The 25,531-nt window shown below is 69.9% G+C and carries 23 protein-coding genes and 1 tRNA gene; 10 read left to right on the top strand and 14 right to left on the bottom strand.

What is annotated here, in order from left to right:
• Nucleotides 1–81: 81 nt before the first annotated feature.
• Both RM446_RS07760 and RM446_RS07755 read right to left on the bottom strand, forming a co-directional pair.
• Nucleotides 82–158 (bottom strand) — tRNA-Ile (locus tag RM446_RS07760).
• Between the two features lie 158 nt (nucleotides 159–316).
• The gene (locus RM446_RS07755) at nucleotides 317–739 is read right to left on the bottom strand and encodes a DUF3566 domain-containing protein (protein ID WP_398694673.1); all 423 of its coding nucleotides are present in this window, start codon (nucleotides 737–739) and stop codon (nucleotides 317–319) included.
• Here RM446_RS07755 and RM446_RS07750 point away from each other — a divergent pair.
• Together RM446_RS07750 and RM446_RS07745 are read left to right on the top strand one after the other, a co-directional pair.
• Nucleotides 738–887, top strand: a complete 150-nt coding sequence (locus RM446_RS07750; RefSeq protein ID WP_311544473.1) for a hypothetical protein — start codon at nucleotides 738–740, stop codon at nucleotides 885–887. The genes RM446_RS07755 and RM446_RS07750 overlap by 2 nt on opposite strands.
• A 21-nt stretch (nucleotides 888–908) precedes the next feature.
• Nucleotides 909–1,976, top strand: coding sequence for a hypothetical protein (locus tag RM446_RS07745; RefSeq protein WP_311544471.1), 1,068 nt, complete (start codon nucleotides 909–911; stop codon nucleotides 1,974–1,976).
• Between the two features lie 380 nt (nucleotides 1,977–2,356).
• Here the strand turns inward: RM446_RS07745 and gyrA are convergent, their stop codons facing one another.
• The 7 genes from gyrA to dnaA all read right to left on the bottom strand — a co-directional run bounded on the left by gyrA (nucleotide 2,357) and on the right by dnaA (nucleotide 13,973).
• Nucleotides 2,357–4,987, bottom strand: a complete 2,631-nt coding sequence (gene gyrA / locus RM446_RS07740; RefSeq protein WP_311544470.1) for a DNA gyrase subunit A — start codon at nucleotides 4,985–4,987, stop codon at nucleotides 2,357–2,359.
• 55 nt (nucleotides 4,988–5,042) lie between these two features.
• Nucleotides 5,043–6,980, bottom strand: a complete 1,938-nt coding sequence (gene gyrB, locus RM446_RS07735; RefSeq protein WP_311544469.1) for a DNA topoisomerase (ATP-hydrolyzing) subunit B — start codon at nucleotides 6,978–6,980, stop codon at nucleotides 5,043–5,045.
• A 398-nt stretch (nucleotides 6,981–7,378) separates the two neighbouring features.
• Entirely contained in the window at nucleotides 7,379–7,870 is a 492-nt protein-coding gene (locus RM446_RS07730; protein WP_311544468.1) for a DUF721 domain-containing protein, read from the bottom strand.
• Nucleotides 7,863–8,993, bottom strand: a complete 1,131-nt coding sequence (recF, locus tag RM446_RS07725; RefSeq protein WP_311544467.1) for a DNA replication/repair protein RecF — start codon at nucleotides 8,991–8,993, stop codon at nucleotides 7,863–7,865. Before recF ends, RM446_RS07730 begins: the two co-directional genes overlap by 8 nt.
• Nucleotides 8,994–9,199: 206 nt before the next feature.
• Nucleotides 9,200–10,102 (bottom strand): phosphogluconate dehydrogenase (NAD(+)-dependent, decarboxylating), encoded by a 903-nt coding sequence (gene gnd, locus RM446_RS07720; RefSeq protein WP_311544466.1) that lies wholly within the window; start codon nucleotides 10,100–10,102, stop codon nucleotides 9,200–9,202.
• A 52-nt stretch (nucleotides 10,103–10,154) separates the two neighbouring features.
• On the bottom strand, nucleotides 10,155–11,291 hold the full coding sequence (dnaN, locus tag RM446_RS07715) for a DNA polymerase III subunit beta (protein ID WP_311544465.1): 1,137 nt from the start codon (nucleotides 11,289–11,291) through the stop codon (nucleotides 10,155–10,157).
• Between the two features lie 648 nt (nucleotides 11,292–11,939).
• A complete protein-coding gene (gene dnaA, locus RM446_RS07710; protein ID WP_311544464.1) occupies nucleotides 11,940–13,973 on the bottom strand; it encodes a chromosomal replication initiator protein DnaA in 2,034 nt (677 codons plus the stop codon).
• Between the two features lie 807 nt (nucleotides 13,974–14,780).
• On the opposite strand from dnaA, the gene rpmH reads away from it, so the two are divergent.
• The 8 genes from rpmH to RM446_RS07670 all read left to right on the top strand — a co-directional run bounded on the left by rpmH (nucleotide 14,781) and on the right by RM446_RS07670 (nucleotide 20,413).
• Nucleotides 14,781–14,924: a 50S ribosomal protein L34 gene (rpmH, locus tag RM446_RS07705; RefSeq protein WP_311544463.1), complete on the top strand. Its 144-nt coding sequence runs from the start codon at nucleotides 14,781–14,783 to the stop codon at nucleotides 14,922–14,924.
• A gap of 219 nt (nucleotides 14,925–15,143) precedes the next feature.
• Nucleotides 15,144–15,584, top strand: a complete 441-nt coding sequence (gene rnpA / locus RM446_RS07700; protein WP_311544462.1) for a ribonuclease P protein component — start codon at nucleotides 15,144–15,146, stop codon at nucleotides 15,582–15,584.
• The gene (gene yidD / locus RM446_RS07695; protein WP_398694668.1) at nucleotides 15,581–15,889 is read left to right on the top strand and encodes a membrane protein insertion efficiency factor YidD; all 309 of its coding nucleotides are present in this window, start codon (nucleotides 15,581–15,583) and stop codon (nucleotides 15,887–15,889) included. Before rnpA ends, yidD begins: the two co-directional genes overlap by 4 nt.
• Before the next feature lie 28 nt (nucleotides 15,890–15,917).
• Nucleotides 15,918–16,853 (top strand): membrane protein insertase YidC, encoded by a 936-nt coding sequence (yidC, locus tag RM446_RS07690; RefSeq protein WP_311544461.1) that lies wholly within the window; start codon nucleotides 15,918–15,920, stop codon nucleotides 16,851–16,853.
• Nucleotides 16,854–16,987: 134 nt separating this feature from the next.
• Complete coding sequence (locus tag RM446_RS07685; RefSeq protein ID WP_311544490.1) at nucleotides 16,988–17,488, top strand: Jag family protein; 501 nt, start codon at nucleotides 16,988–16,990, stop codon at nucleotides 17,486–17,488.
• A gap of 237 nt (nucleotides 17,489–17,725) precedes the next feature.
• Complete coding sequence (rsmG, locus tag RM446_RS07680; protein WP_311544460.1) at nucleotides 17,726–18,445, top strand: 16S rRNA (guanine(527)-N(7))-methyltransferase RsmG; 720 nt, start codon at nucleotides 17,726–17,728, stop codon at nucleotides 18,443–18,445.
• Nucleotides 18,446–18,621: 176 nt separating this feature from the next.
• A complete protein-coding gene (locus RM446_RS07675) occupies nucleotides 18,622–19,452 on the top strand; it encodes a ParA family protein (protein ID WP_311544489.1) in 831 nt (276 codons plus the stop codon).
• A 25-nt stretch (nucleotides 19,453–19,477) separates the two neighbouring features.
• Nucleotides 19,478–20,413, top strand: coding sequence for a ParB/RepB/Spo0J family partition protein (locus RM446_RS07670; RefSeq protein ID WP_311544459.1), 936 nt, complete (start codon nucleotides 19,478–19,480; stop codon nucleotides 20,411–20,413).
• Between the two features lie 181 nt (nucleotides 20,414–20,594).
• On the opposite strand, the gene trxA is transcribed toward RM446_RS07670, so the two are convergent.
• From trxA to RM446_RS07645, 5 genes are all read right to left on the bottom strand, one after another.
• Complete coding sequence (gene trxA, locus RM446_RS07665) at nucleotides 20,595–20,921, bottom strand: thioredoxin (protein ID WP_311544458.1); 327 nt, start codon at nucleotides 20,919–20,921, stop codon at nucleotides 20,595–20,597.
• Nucleotides 20,922–20,988: 67 nt separating this feature from the next.
• Nucleotides 20,989–21,921, bottom strand: coding sequence for a thioredoxin-disulfide reductase (gene trxB / locus RM446_RS07660; RefSeq protein WP_311544457.1), 933 nt, complete (start codon nucleotides 21,919–21,921; stop codon nucleotides 20,989–20,991).
• 294 nt (nucleotides 21,922–22,215) lie between these two features.
• On the bottom strand, nucleotides 22,216–23,136 hold the full coding sequence (locus RM446_RS07655; protein WP_311544456.1) for a hypothetical protein: 921 nt from the start codon (nucleotides 23,134–23,136) through the stop codon (nucleotides 22,216–22,218).
• Nucleotides 23,133–23,753, bottom strand: a complete 621-nt coding sequence (gene sigM, locus RM446_RS07650) for an RNA polymerase sigma factor SigM (RefSeq protein WP_311544488.1) — start codon at nucleotides 23,751–23,753, stop codon at nucleotides 23,133–23,135. Before sigM ends, RM446_RS07655 begins: the two co-directional genes overlap by 4 nt.
• A gap of 8 nt (nucleotides 23,754–23,761) precedes the next feature.
• Nucleotides 23,762–25,315 carry a protein kinase family protein gene (locus RM446_RS07645; RefSeq protein ID WP_311544455.1) on the bottom strand — a complete coding sequence of 518 codons (1,554 nt, stop codon included), beginning with the start codon at nucleotides 25,313–25,315 and terminating at the stop codon, nucleotides 23,762–23,764.
• Between the last annotated feature and the right edge of the window lie 216 nt (nucleotides 25,316–25,531).

Raw genomic sequence — 25,531 nt, 5'->3', positions numbered from 1 at the left:
ACGGCGGAGCGCGGGATTCGCCGTGGCGCACGAGTGGCGCACGGGCACGAAAAAAGGCCCCCCATCGGGGGGCCTTTCTGCTGGTGGGCGTACCAGGACTTGAACCTGGGGCCTCATCCTTATCAGGGATGCGCTCTAACCGACTGAGCTATACGCCCGCGTTCCGCGTGGAACTCTACCGCACCCGGTGTACCTGGGCGAACCCGGTTCCGGTGCCGACGAGAGGGTTCGGCCACCCGGCGGGTGGCCTCTCCTCACTTCGATTCTATCGCCTTGGCAGGGATGCTCGGGACTGCGGGCTGTCGCGGTGCCGGACTTACTCGGACTCGGAGAGGGTGATGTCCACGCCGCCGACGAGGTCGGCCGCGAGGTTGTAGAGCATGGCGCCGATGGTCGACAGCGACGTGATGAGGATGATGTTCAGCGCCCCGATCAGTCCGGTGTAGCCCAGCACGCGTCCCGGCGAGAACCACTCCTGCGGACGCAGGTTGAGCTCATCGCCCTCGCCGCCCTCGGTCAGGGAGCTGATCAGGTCGGTGATCGCGTCGAAGACGCCCAGGCCGGACAGGATGCCGTAGAGCACGATCACGGCGACGAACAGGATGATGAAGCACACCAGGGAGATGACGAAGCTGAACCGCATCACCGACCAGGGCTCCACGCGGCTCACCGCCAGGTGGGCCTTGCGCGTGGACTTGGATGCCTTGACCGTGGTCGCGGGTCCGTTCGGCGCCATCATGGACACTCCCCTTTGCTCGGCCTTCGCCATCGCGGGGGACGTGTTCGCGGCCGAACCGCTGTCGCCGCCCGAATCCGCAGCCGCCGCGCCGCCGGTCCCCGAGCCGCGCGGTGTGCTCGACTTCCTCGGGCCCCCTTGGCCCCCCTGAGGGTCAGTACCCGTTTTCCCGGTGGTGCCGCTGGTCGAGGAGCCGGTGGATGCGGCGGGCGTGCCCGGGGAGGAGCCCGAGGACGTCGACTTGCCGGCGGGACCCCACGCGCCGGAGCCGGAGGACCCGGACGGCTTGCCCGACGCCGCTGTTGCGGACTTCGCCGACGTGTCGCCGGATCCGCTCGCCGAGCCCGCAGACGACGACCCCGTACTCGCGGCGCCCGTCCCGGCGCCCGCGGACTTCGAGGCGCTGGAGAAGGTCGAGCGGGACGAGGGCGCGGACGAACCCGACGAGGTCGTCGAGGCGCGGCTCGCCGACGCCGAGGACGTCGACGGGACCGACGAACCGGTCGAGGACGCGGAGGACGATGACGAGGAGGTGCCGGCCGTGCTTCCGGCGGATGTCGACTTGTCACCGGACTTCGTCGACTTGTCGCCGGTCGCCCCTGATGTGTCGGCGGCCGATCTCGGCTTCGCCGCACCGCCGCCGGCGGACTTCGCTGCGCCGCTCGATCCGATGCCGCCGTCGGCGGCAGGCGTGGTCTTGGAGCTCGACTCGCTCGACGGGCCCGACTCGCCTGACGCGCTCGATCCGCTCGCGGCCGAGCCGCCGACCGCCGTCGAGGACTCGGTGCTCTCCCCAGCCGCCGCCCGGCCCGATCCTGCGGACGGTGCAGCGGAGTCCGCCTTGCTGCCGCTCGCACTGTCCTTGCCGGCCCCGGACCCGCCCCCGGCGGTCCCCGCGCTCACGGGGTCCTTGGCGGCCTTCTGGCCCGCGGACGAGGCCTTGCCGCTCGACACGCCGCCTGCGGCCGCCCCGGAGCCTTCGTCCGCCGCCTTCGGGCTCTCAGCCGCAGTGGAGCGTTCGGCGCCTTCAGCGCTTCCGGTGTCGTCGGCCGCCGCGGCCGGCTCGGTCTCGCCGGAGCCGCCGGCTGCGCCCGTGCGCTCCTTGGACTTGCCCGACGGCTTCGACGCGGCCTCGGAGGAGGGAGCGGATCCCTCGCCCGCTCCGCCGGTGGCGGCCTGTTCCGTCCCCGTCTTCGTCGTTTCCGTACTCAGGGCGCCGTCTGCTGCGGACTCCTCGTGAGCGGCGGACTGCCGTTCGGTGTTATCAGACATAGCCACGTTACCGCTGGACTTCCTTGTGACGGTGGAACAGGTCAAGGGGGAGGATCGATCGCTCCGCGGCCGGAGTCCGCACCGGCGGACGACACTGCCACGGGGGGCAAACTCTATGCCCGATTCGTCGGTCGGCCGAAACCCACGCGGAGGGCGGCCGATACCGCCCTCCGCGATGCTTCTCGGTCCTGCCGTGGAGTCTACGGGTGTCCGGCCACGCGCCGATCTCCCCGCGGTTCCGCATGCCCGGCACCGCCCCGCTCACCCGCGGCTCGGCACGCAACGACCTGCACCGCGGGGCTTGCGGGACGATTCGACCCCGCCGGATCCGGCCCGACTCCGGTCCGGTCAGGCCTGCGTCTCACCCGCTGTGTCGCCCGGCTCGCCGCCGTCGGCGCCCTCGGCCGCCTCCGCGGTTTCGGACTCCGGAACGGCCTCCGCGGACGTGTCGTCGGCACCGGCCCCGTCCGCGCCGACCTCGACGTCGTCGGCCTCGGCGTTGCGCGCGACCGCCACCACGTGGTTTCCCTCGCCCAGGTTCATCAGCCGCACGCCCATGGTGGTGCGCCCCGACCTCTTGATCTCCGAGCAGCGGGTCCGGATGACCCCGCCCGACGACGTGATCGCGAAGACCTCGTCCTTCTCCGGAGAGACCATCTGGGCGCCCACGAGCTTGCCGCGCGCCTCGACCACCTTGGCGGTCAGCACGCCCTTGCCGCCGCGGTTCTGCACCGGGTACTGGTCGGCGGGCGTGCGCTTGGCGTAGCCGCCCTGGGTGGCGACCAGGACGTCGGAGGGGCCGTCGGACTCGCGGACGACGTCCATGCTCAGCAGGTAGTCGCCCTCCAGGAAGCGCATCCCGATGACGCCGCTGGTGGCGCGCCCCATCGGCCGCAGGGACTCGTCGGAGGCCGGGAACCGGATCGCCTGGGCGTCGCTGCTGATCAGCAGCAGGTCGTCGGTGGAGAACACCAGGCGCGCCGCGATCAGCTCGTCCTCGTCGCGCAGGTTGATGGCGATGATCCCCGCCGAGCGAGCGGAGTCGAAGTCCTCCAGCCGCGACTTCTTCACCAGCCCCTGCCGGGTGGCCAGCACCAGGTACGGCGCGTCGTCGTACCCGCGCAGCGCCATCACCTGCGCGATCTCCTCGTCCGGCTGGAACTCCATCAGATTGGCGACGTGCTGCCCGCGGGCGTCGCGCGCCGCCTCGGGCAGCTCGTAGGCCTTGATGCGGTAGACGCGCCCCTTGTTGGTGAAGAACAGGATCCAGTTGTGCGTCGTGGTGACGAAGAAGTGCTGGACGATGTCGTCCTGCCGCAGCTGCGCGCCGCGCACACCCTTGCCGCCGCGCTTCTGCGCGCGGTAGCCGTCGAGGCGGGTGCGCTTGGCGTAGCCGCCGCGGGAGATGGTGACGACAACGTCCTCCTCGGCGATGAAGTCCTCCATACGCATATCGCCCTCGAAGGGGATGATGTGCGTGCGGCGCTCGTCGCCGTACTTCTCGACGATCTCGGCCAGCTCGTCGCTGACGATGCTGCGCTGCCGCTCCGGCGAGCCGAGGATGTCGTTGTAGTCCGCGATCTGGGACATCAGCTCGTCGTACTCGTCGGTGAGCTGCCGGCGCTCCAGCGCCGCGAGCTTGCGCAACTGCATGTCCAGGATCGCCCGCGCCTGGACGTCGTCGATCTCCAGCAGCCCCATCAGGCCGGTCTTGGCCTCGTCGGCGGAGGCGCTGCCGCGGATCAGGGAGATGACCTCGTCGATGCGGTCGATGGCGCGCAGCAGCGCCCGCAGGATGTGGGCGCGCTCCTCGGCCTTGCGCAGCAGGTAGCGCGTGCGCCGGACGACGACCTCGATCTGGTGCTCGACCCAGAAGCGGATCAGCTGGTCCAGCCGCAGCGTCCGCGGCACCCCGTCGACCAGGGCCAGCATGTTCGCGCCGAAGGTCTCCTGGAGCTGGGTGTGCTTGTACAGGTTGTTCAGCACGACCTTGGCGACGGCGTCGCGCTTGAGCACGATGACGAGGCGCTGGCCGGTGCGCCCGCTGCTCTCGTCCTTGACGTCGGCGATGCCGGAGACCTTGCCGTCCTTGACCAGCTCGGCGATCTTCAGCGCGAGGTTGTCCGGATTCACCTGGTAGGGAAGCTCGGTGACCACGAGGGTCTGGCGCCCCCGCGCGTCCTCCTCGACCTCCACGACGGCGCGCATCGTGATCGAGCCGCGCCCGGTGCGGTAGGCCTCCTCGATGCCGCGGCGGCCCACGATCAGCCCGTTCGTAGGGAAGTCGGGGCCCTTGATCCGCGCCATCAGCGCGTCCAGCAGGGCCTCGTCGGAGGTCTCGGGATTGGCCAGGTACCACCTGACGCCGTCGGCGACCTCGCGCAGGTTGTGCGGCGGGATGTTGGTGGCCATGCCCACCGCGATGCCGGCGGAGCCGTTCACCAGCAGGTTGGGGAAGCGCGCGGGCAGTACGACGGGCTCCTGGGAGCGGCCGTCGTAGTTGGGCCGGAAGTCGACGGTCTCCTTGTCGATGTCCCGCAGCATCTCCATGGCCAGAGGCGCGAGCTTGCACTCGGTGTAGCGCATGGCCGCGGCGGGGTCGTTGCCGGCGGAGCCGAAGTTGCCGTTGCCGTCGACCAGAGGCATCCGCATGGACCACGACTGCGCGAGGCGGACGAGGGTGTCGTAGATCGCGCTGTCGCCGTGCGGGTGGTAGTTGCCCATCACGTCGCCGACAACGCGGGCGCACTTGAAGTACCCGCGGTCGGGCCGGTAGCCGCCGTCGTACATCGCGTACAGCACCCGCTGGTGCACGGGCTTCAGGCCGTCGCGGACGTCCGGCAGGGCCCGGCCGACGATGACCGACATCGCGTAGTCGAGGTAGCTGCGCTGCATCTCGACCTGGATGTCGACCGGCTCGACGCGCTGGCCCGGGCCCTCGGCCTCTTCAGGAGCTTCCGGTGTGTTCGCATCCGTCACTGGATGTCGGTCCTTTTCTGGTGAGTCGTTCGCTGCCGTCGGGATGCGGGAGGTATCAGATGTCCAGGAAACGGACGTCCCGGGCGTTGCGCTGGATGAAGGAGCGCCGCGACTCGACGTCCTCGCCCATGAGCACGCTGAACATCTCGTCGGCCTGCGCCGCGTCGTCGAGGTTCACCTGGAGCAGGACCCGGCCCTCGGGGTCCATCGTGGTGTCCCACAGCTCCGTGGCGTTCATCTCGCCGAGGCCCTTGAAGCGCTGCACGAGGTCGCGCGGCCGGGGGTCGCGCTTGCCGGCGGCGATGCCGCCGTTGATCAGTTCGTCGCGCTCGCGGTCGGAGTAGGCGTAGTCGGCGTCCGAGCCGCGCTGGTCCCACTTGATCTTGTACAGCGGCGGCTGCGCGAGGTAGACGTAGCCGGCCTCGATCAGCGGCTTCATGAACCGGAAGAGCAGGGTGAGCAGCAGCGTACGGATGTGCTGGCCGTCGACGTCGGCGTCGGCCATCAGGATGATCTTGTGGTAGCGCAGCTTGGAGGCGTCGAAGTCGTCGTGGATCCCGGTGCCCAGGGCGGTGATGATCGCCTGGACCTCGTTGTTCTTCAGGATCCGGTCGATGCGCGACTTCTCGACGTTGAGGATCTTGCCGCGGATGGGCAGGATCGCCTGGTAATGGGGGTCGCGCCCGCCCTTGGCCGAACCGCCGGCGGAGTCGCCCTCGACGATGTAGACCTCGGACTTCTCCGGCTCGGTGGACTGGCAGTCCGACAGCTTGCCCGGCAGAGAGGTGGACTCCAGCAGGGTCTTGCGGCGGGTCAGGTCGCGCGCCTGGCGCGCGGCGATGCGGGCGCGGGCCGCCTGGCTGGCCTTGGTGACGATGTCCTTGGCCTCGCCGGGGTTGCGCTCGAACCAGTCGCGCAGGTGCTCGTGCGTGACGCGCTGCACGAACGACTTGGCCTCGGTGTTGCCCAGCTTGGTCTTGGTCTGCCCCTCGAACTGGGGGTCGGCCAGCTTGACCGAGATGATCGCGGTCAGGCCCTCGCGGATGTCGTCGCCGGTGAGGTTGTCGTCCTTCTCCCGCAGCAGCTTCTGCTCGCGCGCGTAGCGGTTGACCACCGAGGTCAGCGCGGTGCGGAAGCCCTCCTCGTGCGTGCCGCCCTCAGCGGTGTTGATGGTGTTGGCGAAGGTGTGCACCGAGGAGGTGAAGGACTGGTTCCACTGCATCGAGATCTCGGCGGAGATCCCCTCGCCCTCCTCCTCGAAGCCGATGATGGTGGCGTGGGCGGGGTCCTTCGTCGTGTTGATGTGCGCGACGAAGTCCGAGATGCCGTTCTCGTAGTGGTAGGTGTGCACCAGGGGGGTGTCGCCGGTGAACTCGCGCCGCTCGTCGCGGATGGTGATGGACAGCCCCTTGTTCAGGAACGCCATCTCCTGCATGCGCCGCGCGAGGGTCTCGAAGCTGTAGGTCGTGGTCTCGAAGATCGAGTCGTCGGCCCAGAAGGTGGTCTGGGTGCCGGTCTCCGACGTCTCCTCGTCCCGCGAGAGGGGGGCGACCGGGCGTGCCGCGAGGTAGCTCTGCCGCCAGACGCTGCCGTCCCGGCGGATCTCGACCTCCAGGCGGGACGAGAGCGCGTTGACCACGGTGACGCCGACTCCGTGCAGGCCGCCCGAGACCGCGTAGGACTTGCCGTCGAACTTGCCGCCCGCATGCAGCGTGGTGTGGATGACCTCCACGGCGGGACGCTTCTCGACCGGGTGGAGATCGACGGGCATACCGCGGCCGTTGTCGGCCACACGGACGCCGCCGTCGTCCTGCAGGGTCACCTCGATGGCGGTCGCGTAGCCCGCGAGCGCCTCGTCGACCGAGTTGTCCACAACCTCGGAGACCATGTGGTGGAGACCGCGCTCACCGGTCGACCCGATGTACATGCCGGGGCGTTTGCGTACCGCCTCGAGCCCTTCAAGAATCGTGATCGCTGAAGCGTCGTAGGCCAAGTGGAAACACCCTCCTGCTGGGGACGCGTCCCGTCCGGTGCCCCCGGGACATGGGGAGGCCAACCGGGCAGCCTGCCATGCAGCGCACGCGAGTACCGTCGGTACTTCCCGCGCCTGGACATCGCGTGCCGCCCCGGTTCCCACCGCCCTCTCCTCTTGGGGCGGGCTATACCGGCGGAAGCGTCCGAAGAACTAGCTCCCATGATACCGCGCGCAGAGCCGGAAAGTGGCATCCGCGGCGCTGTGCCGCCCGACAGCGGGTGAACAGACCGGGACCGGACTCCCTCCACGCGGACACCCCCGCTGGCAATTCCCCGCGCCGTTCAGCGCCGCTGAGCGGTACCCGCTTTCCCAACCGCGAGTCAACCCGACGTGTGCGACCCGTGACCCAGGGCCCCTCAGCGGGCCCGCCGGGGCCCGGGGCCGCGGCCGCGCCCGGGCGCCTGCACCTTGATCGAGTGCACGGTCCCGTGCCCCAGCTCCTCGTTGAGCCTGCGCAGCAGGTCGCGCACCATCGCTCGGGCGTGGGCGGCCATGGTCGCCGAGTCCGCAGCGACCACCAGCTCGCCCGCCTCGTAGGAGACCGGGCGCAGGTGCTGGGCGTTGTAGTCGCCGACGATCTCGTTCCACCGCCCGAAGACGCCGCCCACCGCGACCTGCTCCTGCCAGCCGTGCTCGGCCAGCCACGCGCGCACAGCGTCACCGAACAGCTGCGGCTCGTCGCGCGAGCGGACCGGCCTGCGGCGCAGCCGCCGGGGGCGCTGTTCAGGGGAGGCGCCGCGCTCACGCGCCGCGGCCCTGGCCTGGGCCAGCGCCTGGCGTGCGAGGTCGGCACCGGTGGGAGCGGGCGGCTCGCCGGAGGGAGCGGGGGCCGGGGTGTCCTCACTCACGTTCGACGCTCCCTTCGGCGACGCGGAAGCGCGCCCCCTGCAGCTCGGGCGGGATGTCCTCGGCGACGGCGGCGCTGACCAGCACCTGCTCGGCGTGGCGGACGTGCTCGGCCAGGCGACTGCGGCGCTCGGCGTCCAGCTCGGCGAACACGTCGTCGAGCAGCAGGACCGGGTCGTCCCCGTCGGCCCGCAGCAGTTCGAAGCCCGCCAAACGCAGTGCCAGCGCGTAGGACCAGGACTCGCCCTGGCTGGCGTAGCCCTTGGCCGGCAGCTCATCCAGGCGCAGGTGGAGGTCGTCGCGATGGGGGCCGACGAGGCTCACGCCGCGCTGCAGCTCCTGGACGCGGTTCTCTGCCAGCGCCTCGCGCAACATCCCCGCCAGCTGCTCGCGGTCGATCGGCGGATGCTCGTCGGGCCCGGCCGCGGAGGAGCGGTACTGCAGCACCGGCGGTCCGCCGGCGGTGGTCAGCTCGCCGTAGGCCTTGGCGACCAGCGGCTGGAGCTCGGCCACCAGGCCCAGGCGCGCCGTCAGCAGCTCGGCCCCGGCCACGGCGAGGTGCTCGTTCCACACCTCGAGCGTGGACAGGTCCGGCTCACCTCGCTTGAAGAACTGCGCCGATGCGGACTTGAGCAGGGCGTTGCGCTGCTTGAGGACACGCTCGTAGTCGCTGCGGACGCCCGCCAGCCGCGGCGTGCGGGCCACCAGCAGGTCGTCGAGGAAGCGGCGGCGCTCGCCCGGGTCGCCCTTGACGAGCGCGAGGTCCTCAGGCGCGAACAGGACGGTGCGCAGAACACCGAGGACCTCCCGGGGGCGGGTGGCCGGCGCGCGGTTCAGCCGCGCGCGGTTCGCCTTGCCCGGGTTGATCTCCAGCTCGACCACGGCCTGCCGGTCGTCCTTGACGATCGCGGCACGCACGATCGCGCGTTCGGCGCCCTTGCGGACCAGCGGCGAGTCGGTGGCCACCCGGTGGCTGCCCAGGGAGGCGGCGTAGCCGATCGCCTCGACGAGATTGGTCTTGCCCTGGCCGTTGGGGCCGACAAAGGTGCTGATCCCGGGGGCGAGCTGCAAGTGGACCGACTCGTAGGACCGATAGTCGGCCAGTTGCAGGTGCGAAACGTACATCCGAGCTCTCCTGCCTGAACCCCGGGAACGCCGGTGACCGTGCGCAACATCCCGGTTTCACGTGAAACCGCAACACGCCCGGCACTACCGCTCCGATGCGCCGGGCGGACCGGCCGCCGTGTTCTCCAGTCAACCGCGCCCCGGCGACAAGTCCAGTGCCCGCCTCGTCGCGCTGCTCCGGCGGACCGGAGAAGGGCGGGGGGCGGTCAGCTCCGGGGCGTCCGCGCGGGGTCGTCGGCTGCCTTGGTCACCGCGTGCCCGCCGAACTGGTTGCGCAGGGCCGCGACCACCTTCATGGCGGGGCTGTCCTCCTGGCGCGAGGCGAAGCGGGCGAACAGCGCCGCGGAGATCACCGGCGCCGGGACGGCGTGGTCGACTGCCGCCTGCACCGTCCACCGGCCCTCGCCCGAGTCCTGTGCGTAGCCGCGGATGGCTTCGAGCTCGGGGTCGTCGCGCAGGGCGCGCACGAGCAGGTCGAGCAGCCAGGAGCGCACCACGGTACCTTCGCGCCAGCTGTCGAAGGTGCCCGGGACGTCGTCGACGATGTCGGAGGCCGCCATCAGCTCATAGCCCTCGGCGAACGCCTGCATCATGCCGTACTCGATGCCGTTGTGCACCATCTTGACGAAGTGGCCCGCGCCTACGCCGCCGGCGTGGACGTAACCGCCGTCCTCGGGGGTCAGCGCACTGAAGACCGGCTCGGCGCGGGTGACGTCCTTGGGGTCGCCGCCCACCATGATCCCGTAGCCCTCTTCACGGCCCCAGACACCGCCGCTGACACCGGCGTCGACGTAGCCGATGCCCAGCTCGCGCAACTCGTCGGCGCAGCGCCGGTCGTCGACGTAGTGGGAGTTGCCGCCCTCGATGACGAGGTCGCCCGGCTCCAGCACCTCCGTGAGGCTGGTGACGGTCTGCATGGTCGGGGCTCCCGCGGGCACCATAAGCCAGATCGTGCGGGGGGCCTCAAGGCGCTCGGCAAGCTCGGCGAGGCTCGCCACGTCGCGCAACTCGGGGTCGAAGTCGAAGCCCACGACCTCGTGGCCCTTGTCGCGCAGACGGCCGGCCATGTTGCCGCCCATCTTGCCGAGGCCGACCATCCCTAGCTGCATGCTCGTGTCTCCCCCTGTTCGACCTGTGTCGGTGTGTGCGTGCCGGTTTCTCTCACCCCGACAGCCGGACCGGCATGATCAGGTACCGGTAGTCGGCGGCGGCCTCCTCGTCGGCGGGCTTGCCCGTGATGATGGCTGGCTTGGTGGAGGTCGTGAACTGGAGCCGGGCGACGTCGGAGTCGATGGCGGAGAGTCCGTCGAGCAGGAACGCGGAGTTGAAGGCGATCTGGACCTCGTCGCCCTCCATGGAGGCGTCCAGCGCCTCGACCGCCTGCGCCTCGTCGCCGGTGCCGGCCTCCAGCACTACCTGGCCCTCGCTGAAGGCCAGGCGCAGCGGGGTGTTGCGTTCGGCGACCAGGGAGACGCGCTTGACGGCCTCGATGAACTCGGCGCGCTGGACCTCGGCGACGGAGTTGAACGAATCGGGCAGCAGCGCGCGGTACTTGGGGAACTCGCCGTCGAGCAGGCGGCTGGTGGTGCGGCGCCCGCCGCCCTCGAATCCGATCATCCCCTCGCCGCTCTCGGCGTTGGACAGCGCGATGGAGACCTCGGCGCCTCCGGTCAGCGACTTGGCGGTGTCGGCCAGGGTCTTGGCCGGGACCAGGGCGACCGCGGAGACGTCGGGGTTCTCGGGCTTCCAGGCGAGTTCGCGCACCGCGAGGCGGTAGCGGTCGGTCGAGGCCAGCGTGACGGTGTCGCCCTCGATCTCGACCCGCACGCCGGTGAGCATCGGCAGCGTGTCGTCGCGGCCGGCGGCGACGGCCACCTGGCCGACGGCGGCGGCGAACGCGTCGCTGCCGACCGAGCCGGTCAGCTCGGGCATCGCCGGAAGGGACGGGTAGTCCTCCACAGGCAGGGTCAGGAGTGTGAACTTTGCGCTGCCGCAGGAGACCACGACCTTGGCGCCGTCAGTGCTGATCTCCACAGTCTGTGGAGGCAGGTTCCGCGTGATCTCGGCGAGCAGGCGCCCGGAGACCAGGGTGGTGCCCGCCTCTTCGACGTCGATATCCACAGACACCTGCGCGGAGACCTCGTAGTCGAAGCTGGAGAGCTTCAGCCGGCCGCCCTCGTCCGCTGTGGCGTCGAGCAGCATGCCGGCCAGCACCGGCACCGACGGCCGGACCGGCAGGCTGCGGGCGGTCCAGGCGACTGCGTCGGCCAGTACGTCGCGTTCGACCCGGAACTTCACTATCCGACTCACTTTCCTCGAAACCAGGGGGCCCTGTGAGTGCTGGGGGCGGTGTCGCGGCGGTGGCACCGGTCGCGTCACGGGGACGGGTTCACACGGTACCCGGATTCGCCCCCGCTCGCTGCCCACCACACCCGATCGGTGAGGGCCTCGGGAGCCCTCCGGGGCGGAGGGGTCGTCTGTCCACAGTTTGGGGGCACAGCTGATTTACCAAGGCACGAGACATGTATATGGGGCGTCGTAGTAGTAGGGGCTGTGGAAAGTGTGGACAACCATTGTCTCTGCAGGTCATCCCCGCGATTTTTATCCACCGACCCTGTGGGCGGCGCTTGGGGAGAACTCGGCTCGCTGTGGACGTTCTCCGGCCTTGCACACCCCGTCCCCAAGTTGTCCACCGCCGATCCACAGCTTTTCCACCGACCGCCCACAGGGTCGGTGGATGCCCGGGGACGCCGACGCGACCGGCGCCCACAGTCCGTCCCCAGGTTGTCCACCGGATCGGGGTGGTTATCCGCAGGCTTATCCACCGGTTTTCCACAGACAATCCGGACTACTTGGGGATAACTTCGGTGAGATGCCCGCGAAATCGGCACGTAGAAAATTCCGCCGGGGGAGCGGGCCCGCGGCGGTCCGGCAGGGGGCGTCCGGCTATCCGTTTCGCGACTGCTGCTTGATCCGGTTGGTCAACTCGGTCACCTGGTTGTAGATGGACCGGCGCTCGGCCATCAGCGAGCGGATCTTGCGGTCGGCGTGCATCACCGTGGTGTGGTCGCGGCCGAACTGCTGGCCGATCTTCGGCAGCGAGAGGTCGGTGAGCTCGCGGCAGAGGTACATCGCGATCTGCCGGGCGGTGACCAGCACGCGCGATCGAGAGGTACCGCACAGGTCCTCGGTGCTCAGCCCGAAGTACGAGGCGGTCTGGGCCATGATCGCCGACGCCGTGATCTCGGGGCCCTCGTCGTCGGGGATCAGGTCCTTGAGGACGATCCCGGTCAGGTGCAGGTCCACCGACTGGCGGTTGAGGCTTGCGAACGCGGTGACGCGGATCAGCGCCCCCTCCAGTTCGCGGATGTTCGTGGAGATCTTGCTGGCGATGAACTCCAGCACCTCGGGCGGCGCGGCGAGGCCCTCCTGGGCGGCCTTTTTGCGCAGGATCGCGATGCGCGTCTCCAGCTCCGGCGGCTGGACGTCGGTGATCAGGCCCCACTCGAACCGGTTGCGCAGCCGGTCCTCAAGCGTGACCAGCTGCTTGGGCGGCCGGTCGCTGGAGATCACGATCTGCTTGTTGGAGTTGTGCAGCGTGTTGAAGGTGTGGAAGAACTCCTCCTGCGTCTGCTCCTTGTTCTCCAGGAACTGGATGTCGTCGACGAGCAGGACGTCGATGTCGCGGTAGCGCCTGCGGAAGCCGTCGGCCTTGCCGTCGCGGATGGAGTTGATGAACTCGTTGGTGAACTCCTCCGAGCTGACGTAGCGCACCCGGGCGCCGTCGTAGAGCCGCTGGGAGTAGTGGCCGATGGCGTGCAGCAGGTGGGTCTTGCCCAGCCCGGAACCGCCGTAGATGAACAGCGGGTTGTAGGCCTTGGCCGGGGCCTCGGCCACCGCGACCGCCGCCGCGTGGGCGAACCGGTTGGAGGAGCCGATCACGAAGGTGTCGAAGGTGTACTTCGGGTTCAGCCGCGCGGGCTCGGCCGAGGTGTGCGGCTGGTTGCCCCCCGAGGTGTCGGGCGCGGCGGGCGTCGGCGGCGGGGGAGCGGATCCCTGGCCGCCCTCGGGATCGGTGCCGCGGGCCTCGGCGGTCGGCGTGTGCCCGTCGTCGCCGGGCCGGTGCGCAGCAGCCGGGCGTTCCCACCGGTCGCGCTGGCCGCGCTGGTGCCAGTGGGCGGGGGAGTCCGCGGCGGCCGATTGCGGCCACGAGCCCGGGGCCTCGCGGTGCGGGTTCTCCCAAGCAGGGGTCTCCCAGCGGTTGGGCGCGTCCCATTCGGCGGAGGAGGGCTGCTGCGGGCGGCCGCCCGGCCGGTGGTCGGGCGGGGGAGGCGCGGCAGGGTACTCGGGCGCGCCGGGACCGCCCCGCGGCGCAAGAAGGTCGTCGCCGTCGGAGTAGGCGGGAGCGGGGGACTCGGGCGGGGGATGGGCGCCCGGCTGCTGCGACCGCTGCTCACTGCGCGCGGGCTGCGGGGAGTCGCCGGGGTGGCCGTGCTGCGCATGTCGGCCGGAGAGGTCCTGGCCGGGCTGGCCGAACTGGCCGTCGGGGACCTCTTCGGTGGCGGCCGGGGAACCCGGCAGGTCCTCGGGCGCGATGGCCGGCTGCTGCCAGGGCGGCGACGCGTGGACCGGTGCCGGGGCGCCCGCCGCGCCGGTGTCGGGCGCGGGCGGGCCGTAGCCGCCGGCGGGAGGCGCCGCGGGCGGAGCGGGCTGCACGGCGGTGGGGTCGACGGTCACCGCGACTCGGATCTCCCGGCCCAGCTCGCTGGAGAGCGCCTGGCTGATGGCCGGGCGCAGGCGGGTCTCCAGGACCTCCTTGGCGAACTCGTTGGGAGCGGCCAGCAGCGCCGTGTCCTCGATCAGCCCGAGCGGGCGGGTCTGCGGCAGCCAGGCGCGCTGCTGCGGGGGGAGAGTGCTGTTGTCGAGGCTGTTCAGCACGCTCGACCACACCAGTGCGAGGTTGACCTGTGCCTCAGACAAGGCGACCTGCCATGGTTCGTCCCCTTCTCACTGGTCTTCTCAATGCGGCGTAGGGCCGTGTCCGGTGGCTTTCTCCGAGGTGCCCTCAGCCGAGCCCGGCGTCCCATTCTCCCGGTAGTGCCGACGGCGGCGGGACCGGGCCGGTCGGGGGCGCGAGGCGGCGTCCTGTGGGTAACCTGCGGTGGTTCTGTGGATCAGTTGTGTATGGAAGAACGCGGAGCGGCAGGTGCCGGATCGGCCGTGACGCGGTGTGCTTCCACAGCTTCAGGGCAAGATCCACATGTTGTACACGTGCTTTTACACAGCTTCGCAGACGCGGTCCACGCGGGTGGAGTTATCCACATTTCGCAGATCACAGGGGTGGGAGTACGTGCACACAGGTTGTGGACGCCGCTTCGGGGAGGCGCGCCGGCACAGCCGATGCCGCTCGTGCGTTTTCCACAGCTTAGAGGCGGCTCCCCAGGATGCACAGCTTGTGGAGAACGTGTCGGCGCAGTTGTCCACAGGCTCGGGAAAAGTGGACTCCGGACCTGCGCGGGCGTACGTCGTCGCTGGTGGCCGCGGTGATCGATTTGACCGGTGCCGGAGGGCCCCGTATCTTCGATATGCTTAGGTCGCTATCGGTCTGCGCTTGCGGCAGCGTCGCAGTGCATCGATCCGGCGGCCTGCGGCGCCGTCGGCCCGCCCTCGCCGAAGGGCCTTGTGCGGACCTCCGCAACACCCTTCGGCGCCGGAGAGCGCAGACACCGTGCCCCGCTGCCGTGGGGCAGCCGTAGTACTTCGATTACACGCCCCTGGAGCCCTGCAGTGAGCAAGCGTACGTTTCAGCCGAACAACCGGCGCCGCGCCAAGGTTCATGGTTTCCGGCTGCGCATGCGGACCCGTGCCGGACGCGCGATCATCGCAGCGCGCCGCAAGAAGGGGCGCGCGCAGCTGACCGTGCGCCACTAGAGGCCACGGTCGACCGATCGACCTGCGGGCCGGCTGTCCCCTGCGGCAGCCGGCCTTCGTTGTGTGTCAGGGCGTCTTCGACGGGCCCGCCAGGAGTCGGCGGCGCCCCGGTGCACGGCCCGCCCACGCCGCTGCTCGGCGCCTTCGCCGTGCGAGGTGCAGCGCGCAGGACGCGATCGTTGAGACATGCCGTCCGACGCCCGCCGAGGACCCGATCCGATGTTGTCGCCCCAGAACCGAATGCGCCGCAGCTCCGAGTTCACGGCCGTGCTGCGGTCCGGTCGGCGCGCCGGCCGAGAAGCGCTCAGCGTCGCGTACCTGGCGCCCTCGCCCGAGGCCCGGGAGTCGGGAACCCCGCCGCGTGTCGGGTTCGCCGTCGGCAGGCCCGTCGGAAACGCCGTCGTGCGCAAGCGTGTCCAGCGCCGCCTCCGCCACCTGATGCGCGCGCGGCTCGCGCTTCTTCCTGCGGGTAGCCTGCTAGTAGTGCGGGCCAAACCCCTGTCCGCGTCCCTGGGATACGACACGCTGGCCGCGCAGCTCGACGGTGCCATAGCCGCGGCGATGCGCCCCCGCAGGAACGCGACACGCCGTCGCAGGGGGCCTGACGACCCACACGCACCGGAGAAGACGCGCGACGGCGGGGATCTGGCGGAGTCATGACCGAGGAGATACCGAGCCGGGCGGCGAGAGCGCTGGTGGTGCCCATTCGCGGCTACCAGCGGTTCATCAGTCCTCTCCTGCCCCCTGTCTGCCGCTTCTATCCCTCGTGCAGCGCCTATGCCGTGGAAGCGCTGCACATGCACGGTGCGCCGCGCGGGCTGTGGCTCGCTGCGCGCAGGATCGCCCGCTGCCACCCGTTCCACCCCGGCGGCCTCGATCCCGTGCCCCCGCGAAAGGGCACCGCCGAGCAGGAGGACGCACCGATCGTCGAACCGGGCACCGCTCCGGAACCACCGGGGCAGTAGCCGAACCGAAGGAAGAGGGAGTTGGCCGGTGCTGGACTGGCTTTACAACATTGTCGGCTGGGTGCTGATCCAGATCCACTCCGGCCTGACGACTATCGGACTCAACCCCGATAGCGGCTGGGCGTGGGGCCTGTCCATCGTCACGCTGACAGTCCTCATGCGGCTGATCATGGTCCCGCTGTTCGTCAAGCAGATGCAGACGCAGCGCAAGGTCCAGGAGATGCAGCCGCAGCTGATGAAGGTGCGGGAGCGCTACAAGAACGACAAGCAGCGCCTCCAGCAGGAGCAGATGAAGCTCTACCAGGAGAGCGGCACCAACCCGCTGATGGGCTGCCTTCCCCTGCTGCTGCAGATGCCGGTGTTCTTCGCGCTGTTCAACGTGCTGCGCAACGTCGCTCAGGGCAAGGCGCAGTACGGCTTCACCCCCGACCTCGTCGAGTCCGCCCAGAACGCGGCGATCTTCCACGCGCCGCTGGCCGCACAGTTCCTGATGAGCAATCAGGAGCTGGAGGGCTACGGGGCCGACCCCATCATCGCCAAGGCCGTCATCGTCGTCGCCTGCGTGATCATGGGCGGCACGACGTTCCTGACGATGCGCCAGAGCATGAAGCGCAGCACTGTGCAGATGCCCGACAACCCCATGGCGCAGTCGCAGAAGATCATGATGTACCTGGCGCCGGCCTTCGGCCTCTTCGGTCTGGGTATGCCGATCGGTGTGCTGATCTACTGGGTGACCTCAAACCTGTGGACCATGGGCCAGCAGCACTTCCTCTACCGCAAGCCCGCCGAGGGGAGCACCGAGGACTCCGCCGACGCCGCCAAGAACGCTTCGCCCAACGGTTCCGCGAAAGGCCTTCTCGGCAAGCGCAAAGAGAGCGCGCCAGAACCGGTCGAAGAGCCTAAGATCGAGCGTAGGCAGCCGAGGAAGCAGCCGCGGGCCAAGCGCACCGGCGGCAAGAGCTAGGACTATCGGGTGAAGGGTCGCGCAGGCCTGTCAAGCCCTTGAGGCGCGTCTCCTGCACCCGCACAGACGTAAGGAGACAGTTCGCTGTGAGCAACGGCAACGAGGACGGGGCGGACGAGCGCGGCAGTGTCGCCGTGGCGGAGGCGCCGGAGAACGAGGACGAGGCCGTCGTCGACGTCGCCGCCCTGGAGCAAGAGGGCGACGTCGCAGCCGACTACATCGAGGGTCTGCTGGACATCGCGGACTTCGACGGCGACATCGACATGGACGTCGAGGGGGACCGCGCGCTCGTGTCGGTGGTGGGTGCGACGCTCGACGAACTCATCGGCGACAACGGCGAGGTGCTGGAGGCGCTGCAAGAGCTGACGCGCCTGGCCGTGCACCGGTCGACCGGCAACCGCAGCCGCCTGATGCTCGACATCGGCGGCTTCCGCGACTCCCGGCGCAAGGCGCTGTCGCGCGTCGGGGCCGACGCCGTCGAGGCGGTCAAGAAGTCGGGCGAGGTCAAGCCGCTGGAGCCGATGACGCCGTTCGAGCGGAAGGTCGTGCACGACGCCGTCGCGGCGGCGGGACTGCGAAGCGAGTCCGAGGGCGAGGAGCCGAGCCGCTACGTGGTGGTCTACCCGGCCGAGTGACCCTGCCGGTGCGGGGGTCCGCCGTCGAGCGGCGTCTGCTGCGACCGCTCGCGATCCGGCCACGGCGGCGGATACAGATCTCTACCGCTTCGGTTTCACGTGAAACATAACGTCCGCGCAGGCGCCCCTCACGCATAGGATCGTGGGGGGCGCTTCTGTATCTACTTCCTGGATTTCTCTCCATGTCGACCTGTCGATTCATCGCCGACCGGTCTGAAAGGGTCAAGGTGGTGACTGATGGCCTCGGGTGCTGAGGGGATGGTGGCACCGCCCGAACACGCCGCAGCCCTGTTCGGCGACACGCTCCCGCTCGTGGCCCGGTACGCGGATCTGCTCGCTGACGCCGGGGTTGAGCGTGGTCTCATCGGCCCGCGTGAGGTTCCCCGCCTGTGGGAGCGGCATTTGATGAACTGCGCCGTGATCGAGGAGTTGGTCCCCGAGGGGGCCGACGTCGTCGACATCGGTTCGGGTGCCGGCCTTCCCGGAGTGGTTCTGGGTATCCTGCGCCCGGACCTTGCGGTGACCCTCTTGGAGCCGTTGCTGCGAAGGACCGTCTTCCTGCGCGAGTGCATCGACCACCTCGATCTCCCCAACGTGCGGGTGCGCCGCGGGCGGGCCGAGGAGATGCGCTCGGAGATCCGGGCCGACGTCGTCACAGCACGGGCGGTCGCTCCGCTGGCCCGACTCGGGGTGTGGGCGCTGCCGCTGCTTGGCAAAGGCGGCAGCCTGCTCGCCCTCAAAGGGGAGCAGGCGGAGAGTGAGCTTGAGGAAGCACGCAGGGATTTGTCGGCACAACGCCCATGCGTTGCTGATGTGATCAGGGTTGGGCGCGGTAAAGTCGAACCCGCTACCACGGTTGTTCGCGTGACTGTCACATCTGAGAGCGGTCACTCCAGCGCGGCCAAGGCGCGGCGCTCCTCAGGTGGCTCCAGGAAGAAGCGCGGACGGAAGAGGTGAAGTCATTCGTGCCCCAGAACCAGACCGACGGCGCCTATGTTTCACATGAAACGCCTCGCTGGGAGGACCAAGCCATGCCCGCCGATGTTTCACGTGAAACGGATATCGACGTCATCTCCGCGCCTGACGCCGAGGTGGAATACGACACCCCGATAGCGCGTGCGGCCCGTGTCGCGATGTCGGTACGCGGACACGGTGACAACTCCTGGCCGCGCCCCGCTGAATGTCGCGTCATGAGCGTCGCGAACCAGAAGGGCGGCGTCGGCAAGACCACGACGACCGTAAATCTGGCCGCGTCGCTTGCGATGCACGGCAACCGGGTACTCGTCGTCGACCTCGATCCCCAGGGGAACGCCTCCACCGCGTTGTCGATGGACAGGAGTGCCGATTCGCGCTCGATCTACCACTGCCTCGTTGAGGACGAGGAGATCCGCGACCTCGCGCAGCCGGTACCCGACATCGACAACCTCTGGTGTGTCCCCGCCACCATCGACCTCGCCGGCGCTGAGATCGAGCTGGTCTCGCTGGTGGCCCGCGAGTCGCGGCTCAAGCGGGCGTTCTCGGCCTATGACAGCAGCGAGCTGGACTACATCCTCATCGACTGCCCGCCTTCGCTCGGCCTGCTCACGGTGAACGCCATGGTCGCCTGCGAAGAGGTGCTCATCCCCATCCAGTGCGAGTACTACGCCTTGGAGGGGCTCGGGCAGCTGCTGCGCAACGTGGAGCTGGTGAAGTCGCACCTCAATCCCGCGATGGAGATCTCCACCATCCTGCTCACCATGTACGACGGTCGGACGAGGCTGGCATCCCAGGTTGCGGATGAAGTACGCGGACACTTCGGCGATCTGGTACTCAAGACACTGGTGCCCCGAAGTGTGCGCGTCTCGGAAGCCCCGAGCTACGGGCAGTCCGTGATGACCTACGACCCGGGGTCCACCGGCGCGGTCGCCTACATGGAGGCGGCGCGCGAGATCGCCTACCGGGCGAAGACGAGCGCCGGTAACTGATCATGAGACGTGAAGGGAGACGTCGGTGAGCCAGCAGCGGCGCGGTCTGGGCAAGGGCCTTGGCGCGTTGATTCCGCAAGCGCCCGAGACAGCGAGCCTGGACGCTCCGTCCGACCTCGGTGCGGAGCAACAGCACCCCGAGGCCATCGGAGGCGCCTACCTCGAGGAGGTCGAGGTAGGCGCCGTTACACCGAACCCGAGGCAGCCCCGCCAGCACTTCGACGAGGAAGCGCTGGAGGAGCTGCGTGCATCGATCGCCGAGGTCGGCCTGCTGCAGCCGATCGTCGTCCGCAAGCTCGGTCCCGGGCGCTACGAGCTCATCATGGGCGAGCGCCGCTGGCGGGCGAGCAAGGAGGTGGGCCTCGATCGGATCCCGGCGATCGTCCGCGAGACCACCGACGACGAGCTGCTGCGCGACGCCCTACTGGAGAACCTGCACCGACAGCAGCTCAACCCGCTGGAGGAGGCGGCCGCCTATCAGCAGCTCCTGGACGACTTCGGCGCCACCCACGACGAACTCGCCAAGCGCATCGGCCGGTCTCGCCCCCATATCACCAACACGCTGCGCCTGCTGAACCTCTCGCCGTCGGTGCAGCGTCGCGTGGCCGCAGGTGTGCTGAGTGCCGGGCACGCGCGAGCGCTGCTGTCGGTCGAGGACTCCGAGACCCAGGACCGCCTCGCCCGGCGCATCGTCGAGGAAGGGCTGTCGGTCCGGGCGCTGGAGGAGGTCATCACGCTCGGCGAGACCGACGAGAAGCGGCCGGCTCCCCGCCGATCCCCGGCGCGCAGTGGACCGAACCCGGAGATGGAGGAGTGGTCGCGGCGCCTCTCCGACGTGTTCGAGACCCGGGTGAAGATCAATCAGGGACGCAACAAGGGCAAGATCGTCGTCGAGTTCGCGACGCGCGAGGACCTGGAGCGCATCATCGCCGCCATGGCGCCGGGATCGACTCAGGAGTGAGGCGCTCGCCGATCGGAAGCCAGCCTCCGGTCGGCCGCACGCGCCGCGTTGCAGTGACGAGCACGCGAAAGCGCCCCCCGAGACCGGAGGGCGCTTTCGCGTTCGTGGAGCGGGGCGGCCGCCTCCCGACTTCTGCGGTGAGCGTTTCACGTGAAACACGCGGCGGCGGAGCCGGGACGACTCAGCCGATGAAGTCTTCCAGGTCCTGAAGCAGCTTGCGCTTGGGCTTGGCGCCGTGGATCTGCTTGACGACCTCGCCGTTCTGGTAGACGTTCATCATCGGGATCGACAGAATGCCCGCCTCTCGGGCCGTCTCCGGGTTCTCGTCGGTGTTGAGCTTGACGATCTCCAGCTTGTCGCCGTGGTCGGCCGCGATCTCCTCCAGGATCGGGGCGACCTGGCGGCACGGGCCGCACCATTCCGCCCAGAAGTCGACCAGCACCGGCTTGTCGCTCTTCAGTACGTCGGCCTCGAAGGTGCTGTCGGTTACCTTCTTCAGGTCGGCCATGGGGATCTCCTCATCGGTCGCAAGTGGTCGCGTGGTCGTTGTGGTCGAGGGCGGGCCGGCGGCGGGGTCATCGGCCCTGGTCGGCCAGGAAGCGCTCGGCGTCCAGAGCCGCGGCGCAGCCGGTGCCGGCGGCGGTGACGGCCTGACGGTAGTTGTGGTCGACGACGTCGCCGGCGGCGAAGACGCCGGGGATGTTGGTGCGGGTGCTCGGTGCGTCGACGGCCAGGTAGCCCTCGGAGTCGAAGTCCAGTTGGTCCTCGAAGAGCTCCACGCGAGGGTCGTGGCCGATGGCGACGAACAGGCCGGTGACGTCCAGCTTGCTCTCCTCACCCGTGACCGTGTTGCGCAGGTGCACGCCGGAGACCTTGGACTCGCCGACGACTTCGGTGACCTCGGTGTTCCACAGGAAGCTGATCTTGTCGTTCGTGAAGGCCCGCTCCTGCATGATCTTGCTGGCGCGCAGCTCGCCGCGGCGGTGGATGACCGTCACCGAACGGGCGAAGCGCGTGAGGAAGGTCGCCTCCTCCATAGCGGTGTCGCCGCCGCCGACCACGGCGATGTCCTGGTCGCGGAAGAAGAAGCCGTCGCACGTGGCGCACCAGGAGGTGCCGCGTCCGGAGAACTCGGTCTCGCCGGGGACGCCCAGCTCGCGGTAGCCGGAGCCGGTCGCGATGATCACCGTGCGGGCCTTGTGGACGTCCTCGCCGACCTTGACGACCTTGGGCGTCGCGCTCAGGTCGACCTCGGTGACGTCGTCGGCCACGAGTTCGGCGCCGAAACGCTCGGCCTGCTTGCGCAGGTGGTCCATCAGGTCCGGGCCCATGACGCCGTCGGGGAACCCGGGGAAGTTCTCGACGTCGGTCGTGTTCATCAAGGCGCCGCCGGCTGTGATGGAGCCCTCGAAGACCAGGGGCTGCAACTCGGCGCGGGCGGCGTAGACGGCCGCGGTATAGCCCGCGGGTCCCGACCCGATGATGATTACATTGCGGACGTCGCTCACGATCGTCGCCCTCCGGTCGGTCGGCGGGCAGAGCGCTGGCGGCTGCCCGCGGGGAAAGTCGTCTGTCCCAACAGATGGTAGGCGCGTCCAATTCCCACTCGAGCCGAGGGACATGTCGACGTGTCGATCCGTCGGTGAACCCCCCTGGAACTCCCGCGGAGAGCGGCGCCGCGACCGAGCCGCGGCAGGGGGACCGGCGCGGGGTGCCGCGGCCCGGCCGCACGGCGATGCACGTGAAACGGCCCCCGCCGCCGGAGGCGGAGGGGGCCGGAGGCCTGTGCTGCAGGCGGCCGCCTAGGGAGCGGGCACCGCGGTCTCGGCGAGCACGGGGGCGGATCCGCCGCCCGTGCCGCAGTCCGGCGACAGGACGACCACGTCGTAGGAGTCCTGCTCCCCGCTGCCGGGCGTCGAGCCGTAGTACATCACCCAGGCCGGGCTCGGTGCGCCGTCCGAGGAGTACTCGGCGAGGTCGACCAGCATCGGGTTCCTGCCCGAGTCGTTCGCGCGTGCCTGGAGGCAGGAGGAGACGTCGTCAGGGACCTCCGAGGAGTCAGCCCGGCCCTCCTGCGCAGAGCCGCCAGCGTCGCCCTCAGCGCCGTCTGGGGTGGTCGGGTCGCTCTGGCGGAGAACGCCCCCGGCCTGTTCGGTCAGCCGGTCCTCGGTGTAGACGGTCCCGCTTTCGACGACCACCGGATGGTAGGCCAGCCCAGCGTCCTTGTGCGCGCTATGCTCACTCGCGCCGTCGCCGGGCCCGGCGAGCCGGCCGTCCACCGGATCGGAGACGAAACCGCGCATGACTGCGGTCCCACCGCCTACAACCACCACGGCCGCTGCCGCGACGGCGAGGTAGTTGATCCACCGACGGCGCATGGGGACGACGTTCGGCGGAAGCCCAGGAGTCGGGGGCCCGGATCCCGCCGCCGTGGAGCCGTCGCCGGAACCGCCGTCCGAGCCGCCGGAACCGGAGCCGCCGCCTTCGGCACGGCGGGACTCGGTCTCGGCGCGCACCGCGGCTTCGAGCTGCTCGGCCACCGAGTCGGGCAGCGGAGCTGCGGGCACCTCCGCCAAGGCCCGAGTGACATCGGCCAGCTCGGAGCGTTGCGCCGCGCACGCGGCGCAGTCCGCGACATGCTGCTGGACGGTGCTCTCGTCGTCGTCCTCCAGCAGCCCTTCGGCCGACAAGGCGAGAGTCTCCGCGTCCACATGAGACGTCACGATGCCCTGTCACCTCCTCTCGGGGATGTGACGTCCCGCGAGTGCTCAGGGTTCCTGAGGTGGGCCAGATATGGCAGAAGTCTTGCGCGTCCCCGCGCACAGCGGCTTTTCACCGTTCCGGGGGCGACTTCGAGGATCTCGGCGGCCTCGTCGACGCGGTAGCCCATCATGTCGACGAGCACCAGCGCGAGGCGCTGCTCCTCGGGCAGCTTGCCCAGCGCGGCGTGGACGTCCATCGCGGAGTCGCTGCTGCCGGTGGGGTCGGGGGTGCTCGCCTTGGTCCGCTCGTTGGAGATGACGTCGAGCGTGGCGTCCTCGGTGGGGACCGCCGGCCGAACCATCTTGCGGCGCATGCGGTCGTGGCAGGCGTTGATGACGATGCGGTGCAGCCAGGTGCTGACCTGGGCCTCGCCGCGGAAGCGGTGCGCGCCCCGGAACGCGGAGAGGAAGGCGTCCTGCAGGGCGTCGGCGGCCTCCTCGGAGTCGCCGAGGACGCGGATCGCGACAGCCCACATACGCTCGCGGTGGCGCCGGACCAGCTCACCGAAAGCCCGGTCGTCCCCCTGAGTGTGCCTGGACAACAGCTCCTTGTCGGGAAGCTCCTGAACCGCGTCAATCACCGTAGTCACGTTTTCCCGCGCAGCTCGACCTCGTTGACGATGCCCCGATACCTTGCCCCGTCCTGGGGCAGACTAGTGAACCATACGACGACATACTGCGCTTCGGCAGGCTTGGACAGCTTGAGGTCGACTTCGCCCTGCGCGCCGCTTTCGGTCGCCGCCGACGAGTCGCCGACACCGAGAGCGGAGGGGTCGGTGGAGTCTCCGACGAGGATCTCCACGTCGTGGGGGCCGTCGCCGAGGTCGAGCGAGACTTCGTGCACCTCGGCGGACTGGCCGAGGTCGATCCGCAGGCCCACTCCCTGCTTCAGACCGCCGAGGTCGGCGGAGTTGTAGCCCTGGGTGTGCCACTCGGTGGTCGGCTGACCGTCGATGGCCTGGCCGGCGAGCTCGTCGTGCTCGTCGCCGTCGTCGCCGAACGGATCGAAGCCGTCGGCCGACACCGGTTGGAGCGCCGAGAGCGCGGCCGGCTCCTGCCCGCCCCCGGTGGTCTGGCCGTCGGGATCTTCGTCGCCGCCGGAGCCGCTCATGCTGGTGCCGATGTTCCACGCGGCCACGACGACTCCGATGAACACGACCAGGGCGAGCCCGCCGACGAGGACGCGCGTGATACCGGCGGGCATGCCGTCCCCGCTGCGCCGGCGCTGGCCCGGCGCCGGCGCCGGGCGCTGCGGCGGAGCGGGAGCCTGCGCGGCGTGGGAGGAGTGCGGGGTGGCGGGGAACTCGCCGGAGCGGCGCGAGGTGCCGCGGGCGGGCTCGGGAGCCATCGGCGCGTTCGCCGGGGCGACGGGCAGCGGGACCATGCGCGGCACCTGGGCCAGCGCGTCGGCGATCTCGCGGGGCGTGCCCAGGGGACCCCCGTGCAGCGGGGCCAGGAACGCGGAGCGGCAGACGAGGTCGTTGAGATACTGCGAGACCTGGGAGTTGAGCTGCACCGGTTGGCACGGAGCGCCGGCGACCGAGGGCGCAGCCGCAAGTCCGCTTCGGGGCGTGTCGGGCCAGTGGGCGGTCAGACCCGCGTACAGCAGCCGCCCGAGACCCTGGGCGTCGGCCGTGGCGGGGTTGTCGGCGGCGAGGCCGCCCAGCGCGGCGTCCACGCCGATGCCGGTGACCTTGACGGCGCCGCCCAGGCTCCACATCAGCTTGCCGGGGGTCAGGTTCAGGTGGTACAGCCCTGCCGTGTGCGCGGTGGCCAGGGTCTCGGCGGCCTCGGCCACCAGACCGGCGGCGCGCTCGGGTTCGAGCGGGCCCTGGGCGAGGAGGTCGGCCAAGGACTGCCCCGCCACCCACTCCTCGACGACGTATGGGGTGGGGCCGCTGTCATCGGCGTCGAACACCTGGGTGACGCGGGAGTCGGCGACGCGGCTGGTGGCGCGCGCGGCGCGCACGACCTCGCTGGTCCTGGGGAACCCCTCCGCGAAGGTCCACACCGCGACGAGCCGGGCCAGGGTCTCGTCGGTGGCTTTCCACAGGGTGGCCCCTGCGGTGTGGCTTACCTGGCTGTCGAGTCGATAGCGGCCTGCGAGACGGGCGCCGGGCTCAATCATGAAGGTGCTCATGCCGGGAGTGACGGACGTGACGGCCGACTCGGGCCGCTCCCGCTCGTAGCTGCCTGCGGGGCGGGTCCGGCCGTGTCTGTGCCTGTCCCCAACCTCCCTTCGGGCAGCTCAGAAAACTCATGGGCGGCGGCATAGAACTGCCGTTCCATGCTAGGACGCACAGGCACCGCCTTCGGTGGCCAGGTGTGGGCGGGTGGGCGAGCATTTGGGTCCTTT

It is taken from the genome of Streptomonospora wellingtoniae, from assembly GCF_031845375.1.
Lineage (GTDB): Bacteria > Actinomycetota > Actinomycetes > Streptosporangiales > Streptosporangiaceae > Streptomonospora > Streptomonospora wellingtoniae.
The sequence above is the reverse complement of the archived record's forward strand: the minus strand, read 5'-3'. Positions and strand labels throughout refer to the sequence as shown.